This is a genomic window from Nitrospirota bacterium (assembly GCA_016214385.1).
Classification (GTDB): domain Bacteria; phylum Nitrospirota; class Thermodesulfovibrionia; order UBA6902; family JACROP01; genus JACROP01.
This window is the reverse complement of sequence record JACROP010000085.1, coordinates 1-10070: the sequence shown is the minus strand read 5'-3', so window position 1 is coordinate 10070 and position 10070 is coordinate 1. Positions and strand designations below refer to the sequence as shown.

Below are 10070 nucleotides of genomic sequence, written 5' to 3'. Positions count from 1 at the left end.
GGCGATGATGCCATTTTACTCTTTGTAGAACCAGCAAAGGGGACAGATATCGCCCTCGCTACATTGAAGCTCTATGAGAGTTCAACAAGTGACAACACTGATGACATAGACGCATATAGCCTCCTGTTCACACACAAGCTGGATAAGGACAACACCATTGGTGCAAACTATACGCGGGTGCAGGCCGGTAAGCTTGACGGAACCGGTAACATTGCGGTTTACAGGATACCGGGTGCAACAGGTAGCTATCGAAATGCAAGCATTGGTCTCAGCAACGTGGGTCTCTTTGGAAAGGGCAAGGTCGCAGGCTTCGGATATAAGGCAACAGTAGACCTACAGTTCGGAAAGATAAAGGAGATAACCGGTCTTACCATGACCGAGCAGAAGTTCAGTGGCTATGGCATCACCGCAGGTGGTGATTACAAGGTTGACCCTGTTACATTGAGGGCAAACTTTGTCTATGGCTCAGGTGACAGCGATGCCACAGATACCGCTGGCAACACCAAGAACAAGGCTTTCCAGACCTTTGTTGGCAATGTGGTTGACCCGAACCTTCCAACGGTTGTTTATAACTGGAGGGTTGAGACAGCTGCTGGCTCAGGATTAAGGGGCACTGGTATAGCCAACACTACTGCCTATAATATCGGATTGACCTATCCAGCTACAAAAGACCTCACCCTGGCACTGGACTACTACCTCCTGAGGGCCTCAAAGGCGCTGTCTACCACTGTTGATACACTCGGCTACAGCAAGAAGATCGGTTCTGAAGTTGACCTCAAGGTCGCATACAAGATTGCAAAGAACCTCACATATGGCATAAACTCAGGCGTCCTCTTTGCCTGTGACTACTACAAGAGAGCAGCAATAGGTGTAACAAGCGATCCAAAGAATGCATTTGTGTTACAGCATGGTCTAACCCTTAGCTTCTAATTAAAGACCGTAATGCGTTATGCGCAAAGCGTGATGCGTTAAAGTATTCAAAAAGGCGTCCCGACACTTCGGGACGCCTTTTTTTGTTTACAATAAATACTGTCTTCTGCTATTTTATTTTTCCATGGAAGAAATTTACTTCAAAGTAAAGACGCCTCTTGATGTAGAGATTAGAACTACTTCAGAGTATTGGAAATACCTTGTTACCAAAAAGCACCCAATAATGGAGGGCAAGGAGGGTATTGTAAAAGAAACGCTGCAATATCTTCGGGGACAGAAGGTTTTCTGATAACTGCTTATCCAACAGATAAAGTAAAGGAAGGTGAAGTAGTATGGACAAAGTAGTAGTTTATTATCACAGGGATACTGACACAATGGACATCTGGTTTGGTAATCCAGAGGATGAATCCATATGTGAAGAGGCAGGAGAAGAGATTATTCTTAAAAAGAATAAGGACGGAAAAGTAATAGGCATAGAAAAGCTATATGTGAGCAAGACAGTTGGTGTTGGTAAGCCTTTGCCTGTTGAGCTGGTGGTTGCTTAAGAAAGGGTATCAGCCTCAGCTTCTAACTCCGTGATGCGTGAAAGATTCAAGAAGGCGTCCCGGGACGCCTTCTTTGTTTGAATTTTAAAGTATTCTTTGTTAAACTTAGTTATATCTTATAGCGAGGGAGCTCAATGCAGGTTGCAGAAATAGAACTCTATGAGATCTTGAAAAGCAAGATTGGCGAAAAAGAGGCTAAAACTTTAGTTGAGTATATAGAAGCTAAGGTTGAAAAAAAGTTTGAAGAGAAAAAAGACATCTTAGCTACTAAAATTGATATCCAGGATAATTTTAAATAATGATCGGCTCTGTAGTATCCAGAAATGGAATAGATATACGACTAACTGCCGAAAGATGGTCGCATATTGTTGAATCACATGATTACATGGCTGGCAATCAGGATTTAGTTTTTGAGACGATAGAGAATCCGGATTGCATAGTTCAAGGTGGTAAAGATGAGTTAATTGCCATTAGACATTACAAAAAGACTTCTATTTCTGAAAAAGATATGATTGTAATTTATAAAGAGACAAAAAATGAGGGATTTATTATCACAGCTTTTATGACATCAAAACCAGAAAAGATATTTAAAAGAGGTGTATCATGGAAAAAATAAGCAGTGTTTTAGATTCGCTACCATATCTGCTAAAAATGCCCTCTAATAGAATCTGGATAGATTATGATGAGGAGGCAGATGTACTGTATATTAGTTTTAGAAAGCCTCAACAGGCTAATGATAGCATTATGGAAGATGATATAATCTATCACTACCATAATGACGAGTTGGTAGGAATTACAGTGCTTCACGCAAAGAATAAGGCTGGAACATAAGTAAACTTCGTACCCCGTGTTAAAACACTGGGCTTTCTTAGAGGTAGATATTTTGATGCACCCTTACATTCCCGCTCTGAAGAACAGGGCTTTACGGGTTACGGGGTAAATTTTGAACAGATGAAGGCAACAAATGCTTGAAGTAATAGGGGCAATAATTCTTGGGATAGTATTCATATATTTTGCATGGACATTTACCCATTCATAAGGTATAGAAAGCGTTTATTTGTTAACGATGCCTATGCAATAAGGCACGGGATCATGGTCACGTTCTAAATTAAAAAGTTGAGAAGTTAAGAAGCTGAGAAGCTAAGGCGTCCCGAGAATTCGGGACGCCTTTTTTGTTTGTTTGCATTTTTCTCCATTTTATGTGCTATACTTTGTTTACAGGGAGGTCAACATGATAGTTATTAAGTTTAAAAGCCGTGAAGACAAGATTAATGGTTATTATCTCCTTGCTTTAAAAGGCATTGTTCGTGGGTTGCGAAATGATCTGTTTGAGATAAATGATTTTATGTTGAAATATCTTGATGAAGAAAGAATCCAATACGAAATAGTTAAAGCGGATGTTCTGAGTGAAACTGAAAAGATACGAAATACTCCTGCCGCTGCTCTATAATGACGGCTCAAGGATTGAGAAAGAAAAATTTCTAATTACAAATGAAAAACTTGTAGAAAGATTCGGCGCGACTACTTTGTACTCTGAACTTATAAAAAGCATCAGTTAAGAATTTAAAAGGACAAGAAGTTAAGGCGGCGGGCTAAAGCCCGCCGCCTTTTTGTTTGATTTTTCTGTTACCCTTGTCCCACCTCGTAGGTGGTCATTTGGCATTAAATTTTAAGGGAAGTTATCGAAAATATCAATGGGATATACCTGAGCCCACCTACGAGGTGGGACTTATGTGGTATTGCCTTTCTTTTAATCAATCACTTATAATTTTTAAATCACAGATGTGTAAAAGGGAGTTACGACAGTGTCAGGACATTCTAAGTGGGCGCAGACCAAGCACAAGAAAGCTGTAATTGATGCGAGAAAGGGGAAGCTCTTTTCAAAGCTTGCCAAAGAGATAGCAGTGGCAGCGAGGATTGGCGGCGGCAATCCTGATATGAACCCGCGGCTCAGGCTCGCTATTGAAAAAGCCAGAGAAGCTAATATGCCGGCAGATAACATCAAGAGGGCGATAATGAAAGGCACAGGAGCGCTTCCGGGCGCAGCTTACGAGGAGGCTATTTATGAAGGTTATGGGCCAGGCGGCGCAGCACTTATGCTTGAGGTTCTCACAGACAATAAAAACAGGACTGTTTCTGAGATAAGGCATATTATGAGCAAGCACGGAGGCAATATGGGAGAGGCTGGATGTGTTGCGTGGATGTTTGAAAAAAAGGGCTATATCCTTGTTGATAAGAAAAAGATAGATGAGGACAGCCTTATATCCATCTGCCTTGAAGCAGGTGCCCTGGATATAAAAAATGACCCTGAAGAGGAAAACTATGAGATTATTACAGCGCCTGAGGATTTGAAAAGGGTCAGGGAAGCCCTTGAGAAGGCAAGGGTCGAGTTTAATTTAGCAGAGGTTACGATGCTCCCGAAGAGCTATGTAAAACTCGAGGAAAAAGATGCAGAGCAGATGCTTAAACTGATGGATGCACTTGAAGAGCATGATGACATACAGAATGTTTATGCTAACTTTGACATACCTGACGAGGTAATGGCAAAGGTGAAATAAGGCTTTAGCCACTGACTTGCACAGACTTTTTCATGGAGAAAAAATTTTTATACGAAGACATAACAGAGAGAATTATCAGATGTTTTTATAATGTTTATGATGAATTAGGAGGCGGCTTTTTGGAATCAGTATATGAAAAAGCCTTAATGATTGAACTGGGAAGTATTGGACTAAGAGCCGATACCCAAAAAAATTTTAATGTATCTTATAAAAATCACTTAGTAGGAGAATTTAAAGCAGATATTATTGTTGAGGACAAGATAATCATTGAAATTAAGGCTGTAACTAATCTAATATCACAACACGAAGCCCAACTAATAAATTACCTAAAAGCTACAGGAATAAAGGTAGGGTTATTAGTGAATTTTGGAGACAAATTAGAATTTAAAAGAAGGATATTTTAGTCAGTGGCAGAGCAAAATAAGAGAGCTTAGCCACAGACGGACACAGACTAAAAAAAGAATTAAATCTTTTAAAAACATTTATGATGTCTGTGTTAGTCAGTGGCAAAAAATGTATTTAATCAGTGAAAGTCTGTGGCTAAATAATTTCAATGCGTGTAATTGGTATAGACCCAGGCACTATCTGCTGCGGCTACGGAATTGTAGATGCAGTCTCCACAGAGACAAGAGACAAGAGACAAGAGACCAATTCAGAGACAAGAGACGAGAGACAAGAGACAAGTAAATATAATAACTCGTCACTCGTCACTCGTCACTCGTCTCTTGAAAAGTCACTCGTCACTCGTCACTCGTCTCTGCTTTACATTGCATCGGGAGAGATAAAGGTAAATAAAAGGGATGCCCTCGCTGAGAGGCTAAATTTGCTTTACCACTCCCTCAAGAAGATTATTGATGAATATAAACCATCCCATATTGCGCTTGAGAAAATTTTCTTCTCAAAGAGTATACAGTCTGCATTTGCTCTCGGGTCAATGCGGGGTGTTGCCATGCTTTTGGCTGCTCAGAGCAGCACACCTGTATTTGAGTATAACCCGACAGAGTTAAAACAGGCTGTTGTTGGTTACGGAAGGGCTGAAAAAAGGCAGGTAAAAGAAATGGTCAGGGTTATTTTAGAGATAAAAGAGGACCTCACTGAAAATGGCGCTGACGCCCTTGCTTTATGTATATGCCATATAAATTCAGTAGATAGATTAAAATATGTGAAGTGATTGTATAATAACAGTGGTAAATTAAAAATAAAAAATCAAATTTATCTTTGATTCTTGATTTGCTGAATGTTAATTAATAGATGATGTAAGTCGTTGCGACTCGTAACTGAGTTGTTAAATATGAAAGATAAAGCATATCTGGAGAACTAACATTGATAGCTGCACTTAAAGGCAGGGTTATCAATAAGGCAGCCGGTGGGATTGTTGTTGATGTCGGGGGTGTGGGCTATTATGTCCATATCCCGCTCAGCAGCCTTTGCAATATCCCTGACGGTGAAGTTTTTCTTTATACTCATACACACGTGAGGGAGGATGCCCTTCAGCTTTACGGTTTCCTCACAGAGGAAGAGAAGAAAGTTTTTGTTACGCTCCTGGGAGTAAACGGTATAGGGCCAAAACTCGGTCTTGCGGTTCTCTCAGGAATGCCTGTGCAGAGATTTATGGAGGCGGTTTACAATGAGGATATTCAGGCAATAACCTCAATTCCTGGCCTCGGCAAAAAGACCGCTGCGCGGCTTATACTTGAACTTAAAGAAAAACTTCCAAAGATAACTGCTTATTCAACCGGTGCCATTGCCTCTGATGCAGCATCAGCCCTTGTAAACCTGGGTTATAAAAAGTCTCTATCTGATGAGGCGGTTGAGAGGGCTATAAAAAAAGGAGCCAATACAATAGAGGATATTATCAGGGAGGCACTAAGATTCCTTACAGGTGATGACAAATGATAAACAACAAATGTAAAATAATTGCATGAAGGATTTACCTGAGAGGACAATAACACCTGAGATTAAGGATGAAGACCTCGGCTTTGATATTAGCTTGAGACCGAGGTCTTTTGATGAGTTTGTTGGTCAGGAAAGGATAAAGGAAAACCTCAAGGTCTTTATCCAGGCAACAAGGCAGAGGGCAGAGCCCCTTGACCATGTGCTTTTCTGCGGGCCTCCAGGGCTTGGAAAGACGACTCTTGCCCATATAATCGCCAGTGAACTTGAAGTCGGAATAAAAACCACATCAGGCCCTGTGCTTGAAAGGCCTGGTGATGTTGCCGCTATCCTCACAAACTTAGCAGACAGAGATATTTTATTTATAGACGAGATCCACAGGCTGCCGAGGATTGTTGAGGAGGTTTTATACCCTGCCATGGAAGACTATCAACTCGATATTATTATAGGTCAGGGCCCAAGCGCAAGAACGCTCAAGCTGAATCTTCCGAAGTTTACACTTGTAGGCGCCACCACGAGGACAGGCCTCCTCACGTCTCCTTTAAGGGACCGCTTTGGTGTGATAAACAGGCTTGATTATTATGGTCCGCCTGACTTAGGAAAGATTATTTTAAGGTCAGCTAAGATACTCGGTGTAGAGATTTCAGGAGAGGCTGCTATGGAAATTGCCAGAAGGAGCAGGGGGACTCCGAGAATAGCCAACAGGCTTTTAAGAAGGGTCAGGGATTTTGCCCAGGTCAAGCAACGAGCGACGAGAGACGAGAGACGAGAACTTGTCACTTGTCAGTCGTCACTTGTCTCTAAAGAAAAGACTGTCGTTGAAATAGATGTTACTAAGAATGCCCTTAAGGCAATGGATGTTGATGAGAGGGGTTTTGATGACATGGATAGAAAACTCCTGCGTACAATAATAGAAAAATTTAATGGCGGGCCTGTTGGCCTTGATACCATTGCCGCTGCCATAAGAGAAGAGAAAGATACAATAGAGGATGTATATGAGCCATATCTCCTGCAAGAGGGCTTTCTTGAAAGGACGAATAGAGGCAGGATGGCAACAAAACTTGCATATGAACATTTTGGGATCCAGAAGAACAGTGGACTGTTTTAAATTGCCACAGATTTACACAGACTTATGAAAATATGTCTTTTTATTATTCCGAGCAAAGCGGGGAATCTTGGGCCTGTGAAAACAGGGTCTGTGGCTAATAAGTCATGAATATTCTTCTCCACATTTGTTGCAGCAACTGTGCTATCTATCCAGTCCAGAGACTCAGCGAGCAGGGACATAACTTTAAAGGTTTCTGGTTTAACCCGAATATTCATTCTTTTCATGAGTATATGCTGAGGCTCAATTCTCTCAAGGATCTGGCTGATAAATGGGATATGGATGTGTTGTACAGGGAAGGCTATGGGCTTAAGATCAAAGTAAAGGTCGGTACGACTCGCAACCGAGAGCGCTGCCAGCACTGCTACAGGTTGAGGCTTGAAGAGACTGCAAAAGAGGCGTCCAAAGGAGGCTTTGATGCATTTACCACAACCCTTCTTGTGAGCCCCTATCAGGAATTCGAAAAAATTGCTGTTATCGGAAATGAGCTTTCAGAGCAGTACAATGTGTTATTCTATCTTGAAGACTTCAGGCCGGGTTTTAGAGGCGCCATGGCCCTTTCAAAAGAGCTCGGTCTTTACAGGCAGAAATACTGCGGCTGTATATACAGCGAGATGGAGAGACATATAAAGGCAGTAGACAATGTAAGGGCAGGGCTTGCTCTGCCCAATAATAAATAATATGCAGGGATTTGATTTTTTAGGCAAGATGCTTTTCATTTTCGGTATCGTCCTTATTGTCCTTGGCCTTTTTCTTATGTTCGCAGGGAGGATACCTTATATAGGAAGGCTTCCAGGGGATATCGTTATTCAGAGAAAGAATTTTACATTTTACTTCCCCATTACTACAGGCATAATCATCAGTATTATCCTGTCACTCCTCTTCTGGTTTTTAGGTAGAAAATGAGAAATAGGAATTTTAAATTTTATTTCTCATTTCTTATTTCTTATTTCTTATTTCTAATGTGTAGCCCGTCCTCGGCAGAAGTCGTTGCGACTCGTTCCCATGATACAATAAAGGTTCTTATTATTGATGCTCCAGAGCACCCTACCTTCTCAGGTAAGGCCGAGAAATTAGGAAGTATCAGAGGTGAAGTATTTGTAAATGGCAATCGCTACAAAGGCTCCATTGAGGTTAAACGCAGCGATAACGGACTTATAGTGATTAATGAGCTGCCCCTTGAAACTTATGTGGAAGGTGTGGTTGCGTCTGAGGTTGGAAGGGACTGGGAAATGGAGGCCCTGAAAGCTCAGGCTGTTATCTCGAGGACTTATGCTGTTTACCATAGGGCTATGAATGCAGGCAGGGATTACCATCTTACATCAACCGTCCTGCATCAGGTTTATAAGGGAGAGAACTATAATCCGATGATAAGTCAGGCAGTGAGAGAAACAGAAGGGGAGATACTTACTTTTGAGAGCAGGCCGATAGAGGCTATTTACCACTCCACGTGTGGCGGCAAAACAGAGCTTCCTGAGGAAGTGTGGGAGAACAGCAAGGCTTATCCATATCTCAGACAGGTGGGGTGTTCGGATGAAAGCTCCCCGTATTCGACATGGCAGAGGAGGTTTAATTTTAATGACATCGGGAAAGCCCTGGGAATAAAGGATATAAAAGACATAAAAATTGTCTCGCTTACTTCTACTGGCAGGGTCAAGATGCTTAAGGTGTTCACAGAAAATTCAGAGCAGATGGTTAAGGCTACAGACCTCAGGAGGCTTTTAGGATATAAGGAGCTTCCAAGCACCATGTTTACAATGAAAATAGAAGGTAGAGAAATTCTCTTAGAGGGCGGAGGTTATGGCCATGGAGTCGGGCTCTGCCAGTGGGGTAGCCTTGAGCTTGCAAAGAAAGGTAAGAATTACAAGGAGATCCTCAGGTATTATTATCCAGGAACGGTGATAAGCAAGTTATTAAGTAATTAATTTAGGTTCATCTCGAAAAACAATATGAAACTCTTAGAATTTGATTATTTTCTTCCAAAAGGCAGGATAGCAAAGTACCCGCTTGATGAGAGAGACTCATCGCGGCTGATGGCGCTGCGCAGAGAAGTCGGAGACTCGACTCTGCGAGATGGCAGTATCGAACACAGAAAGTTTAAGGATTTGGTAGATTATTTGCGTGCAGGGGATGTCCTTGTTGTTAATAACACAAAAGTTATGCCTGTTCGCCTTTATGGTAAAAAGCCAACAGGGGGAAAGGCAGAGATACTGCTGATCAGGGAGCGTGGCGCAGGTATGTGGGAGGCCATTGTCAGGGGACAGCGGCAGGGCAGGGTCTTATTCGAGAACGGACTTTCTGCCGATGTATTTGAAGGAAACAGCACAACAGTAGTGAGATTCACAGGCGATAATATAAAAGAATCCATTTACAGGATAGGGCACATGCCACTTCCACCCTATATAAAAAGAGATGCGACAGAAATGGACAGAGAGAGATACCAGACAGTTTATGCAGAGAAGGAAGGCGCTATTGCTGCGCCTACTGCAGGGCTACATTTTACAGAGAAGCTTTTAAAAAAGATACGGAAAAAGGGGGTTGAAATATGCGCCCTGACCCTTCATGTTGGCTATGGCACCTTTAAGCCTGTTCTCATCGAAGATATAGAGGATCACAGGATGGATGAGGAATTCTATGAGATTCCAGCATCCACTGCCATTTCTATAGCATCTGCAAAATCAGAGGGCCGAAGGGTTATTGCTGCAGGCACAACCACCACCAGGGCGCTTGAGTCAGCCTTCGTCGGTGATGGTATAAGGAGCGCAGCAGGGAAGACATCCCTGTTTATTTTCCCAGGCTATAAATTCAAGGCAATCGATGCGCTTATTACAAATTTTCACCTTCCTAAATCCACACCCATGATACTAACCGCTGCCTTCTCAGGCCTTGCATTCCTCAGAAAGGCATATTCAACAGCCTTCAGGTCAGGTTACAGGTTTTTTTCTTACGGCGATGCCATGCTGATACTGTAGGCAGTCTTCCCTGCGGGTTCAATTTTGCCAGGCTGTTGAAAAACTCGAAAATAACCATAAGTGTCAT

Annotated in this window: 15 protein-coding genes and 1 pseudogene; all 16 read left to right on the top strand. The window is 42.1% G+C overall.

Annotated elements, in window-relative coordinates; all coding sequences use genetic code 11:
- Nucleotides 1–930, top strand: a 930-nt coding sequence (locus tag HZC12_05385; GenBank protein ID MBI5026155.1) for a hypothetical protein, incomplete at its 5' end; no start/stop codon positions are given.
- 124 nt (nt 931–1054) lie between these two features.
- Nucleotides 1055–1275, top strand: a pseudogene (locus HZC12_05380) (hypothetical protein).
- Nucleotides 1263–1475 (top strand): DUF2283 domain-containing protein, encoded by a 213-nt coding sequence (locus HZC12_05375; GenBank protein MBI5026154.1) that lies wholly within the window; start codon nt 1263–1265, stop codon nt 1473–1475. The pseudogene HZC12_05380 and the gene HZC12_05375 overlap by 13 nt, the downstream one beginning before the upstream one ends.
- Before the next feature lie 134 nt (nt 1476–1609).
- The gene (locus HZC12_05370) at nt 1610–1774 is read left to right on the top strand and encodes a hypothetical protein (GenBank protein ID MBI5026153.1); all 165 of its coding nucleotides are present in this window, start codon (nt 1610–1612) and stop codon (nt 1772–1774) included.
- Nucleotides 1774–2091 (top strand): hypothetical protein, encoded by a 318-nt coding sequence (locus HZC12_05365; protein ID MBI5026152.1) that lies wholly within the window; start codon nt 1774–1776, stop codon nt 2089–2091. The genes HZC12_05370 and HZC12_05365 overlap by 1 nt, the downstream gene beginning before the upstream one ends.
- Nucleotides 2079–2306 carry a DUF2283 domain-containing protein gene (locus tag HZC12_05360; GenBank protein MBI5026151.1) on the top strand — a complete coding sequence of 76 codons (228 nt, stop codon included), beginning with the start codon at nt 2079–2081 and terminating at the stop codon, nt 2304–2306. The genes HZC12_05365 and HZC12_05360 overlap by 13 nt, the downstream gene beginning before the upstream one ends.
- Before the next feature lie 400 nt (nt 2307–2706).
- Complete coding sequence (locus tag HZC12_05355) at nt 2707–2925, top strand: hypothetical protein (GenBank protein ID MBI5026150.1); 219 nt, start codon at nt 2707–2709, stop codon at nt 2923–2925.
- 355 nt (nt 2926–3280) lie between these two features.
- The gene (locus HZC12_05350) at nt 3281–4033 is read left to right on the top strand and encodes a YebC/PmpR family DNA-binding transcriptional regulator (GenBank protein ID MBI5026149.1); all 753 of its coding nucleotides are present in this window, start codon (nt 3281–3283) and stop codon (nt 4031–4033) included.
- Between the two features lie 32 nt (nt 4034–4065).
- Complete coding sequence (locus HZC12_05345) at nt 4066–4437, top strand: GxxExxY protein (GenBank protein MBI5026148.1); 372 nt, start codon at nt 4066–4068, stop codon at nt 4435–4437.
- A 149-nt stretch (nt 4438–4586) separates the two neighbouring features.
- On the top strand, nt 4587–5204 hold the full coding sequence (ruvC, locus tag HZC12_05340; protein MBI5026147.1) for a crossover junction endodeoxyribonuclease RuvC: 618 nt from the start codon (nt 4587–4589) through the stop codon (nt 5202–5204).
- Nucleotides 5205–5356: 152 nt separating this feature from the next.
- Nucleotides 5357–5929, top strand: a complete 573-nt coding sequence (gene ruvA, locus HZC12_05335) for a Holliday junction branch migration protein RuvA (GenBank protein MBI5026146.1) — start codon at nt 5357–5359, stop codon at nt 5927–5929.
- A 25-nt stretch (nt 5930–5954) separates the two neighbouring features.
- A complete protein-coding gene (gene ruvB, locus HZC12_05330) occupies nt 5955–7034 on the top strand; it encodes a Holliday junction branch migration DNA helicase RuvB (GenBank protein MBI5026145.1) in 1080 nt (359 codons plus the stop codon).
- A 104-nt stretch (nt 7035–7138) separates the two neighbouring features.
- Nucleotides 7139–7711, top strand: a complete 573-nt coding sequence (locus HZC12_05325; GenBank protein MBI5026144.1) for an epoxyqueuosine reductase QueH — start codon at nt 7139–7141, stop codon at nt 7709–7711.
- A gap of 1 nt (nt 7712) precedes the next feature.
- Nucleotides 7713–7937: a DUF2905 domain-containing protein gene (locus tag HZC12_05320; GenBank protein ID MBI5026143.1), complete on the top strand. Its 225-nt coding sequence runs from the start codon at nt 7713–7715 to the stop codon at nt 7935–7937.
- A gap of 56 nt (nt 7938–7993) precedes the next feature.
- Complete coding sequence (locus HZC12_05315) at nt 7994–8956, top strand: SpoIID/LytB domain-containing protein (GenBank protein ID MBI5026142.1); 963 nt, start codon at nt 7994–7996, stop codon at nt 8954–8956.
- 24 nt (nt 8957–8980) lie between these two features.
- Nucleotides 8981–10003: a tRNA preQ1(34) S-adenosylmethionine ribosyltransferase-isomerase QueA gene (gene queA / locus HZC12_05310; GenBank protein ID MBI5026141.1), complete on the top strand. Its 1023-nt coding sequence runs from the start codon at nt 8981–8983 to the stop codon at nt 10001–10003.
- Nucleotides 10004–10070 lie beyond the last annotated feature (67 nt).

Coding starts and splice junctions, on each gene's coding strand:
- HZC12_05375 (MBI5026154.1), top strand. CDS start 1,263: ATGGACAAAGTAGTAGTTTATTATCACAGGGATACTGACACAATGGAC.
- HZC12_05370 (MBI5026153.1), top strand. CDS start 1,610: ATGCAGGTTGCAGAAATAGAACTCTATGAGATCTTGAAAAGCAAGATT.
- HZC12_05365 (MBI5026152.1), top strand. CDS start 1,774: ATGATCGGCTCTGTAGTATCCAGAAATGGAATAGATATACGACTAACT.
- HZC12_05360 (MBI5026151.1), top strand. CDS start 2,079: ATGGAAAAAATAAGCAGTGTTTTAGATTCGCTACCATATCTGCTAAAA.
- HZC12_05355 (MBI5026150.1), top strand. CDS start 2,707: ATGATAGTTATTAAGTTTAAAAGCCGTGAAGACAAGATTAATGGTTAT.
- HZC12_05345 (MBI5026148.1), top strand. CDS start 4,066: ATGGAGAAAAAATTTTTATACGAAGACATAACAGAGAGAATTATCAGA.
- ruvC (MBI5026147.1), top strand. CDS start 4,587: ATGCGTGTAATTGGTATAGACCCAGGCACTATCTGCTGCGGCTACGGA.
- ruvB (MBI5026145.1), top strand. CDS start 5,955: ATGAAGGATTTACCTGAGAGGACAATAACACCTGAGATTAAGGATGAA.
- HZC12_05325 (MBI5026144.1), top strand. CDS start 7,139: ATGAATATTCTTCTCCACATTTGTTGCAGCAACTGTGCTATCTATCCA.
- HZC12_05320 (MBI5026143.1), top strand. CDS start 7,713: ATGCAGGGATTTGATTTTTTAGGCAAGATGCTTTTCATTTTCGGTATC.
- HZC12_05315 (MBI5026142.1), top strand. CDS start 7,994: ATGTGTAGCCCGTCCTCGGCAGAAGTCGTTGCGACTCGTTCCCATGAT.
- queA (MBI5026141.1), top strand. CDS start 8,981: ATGAAACTCTTAGAATTTGATTATTTTCTTCCAAAAGGCAGGATAGCA.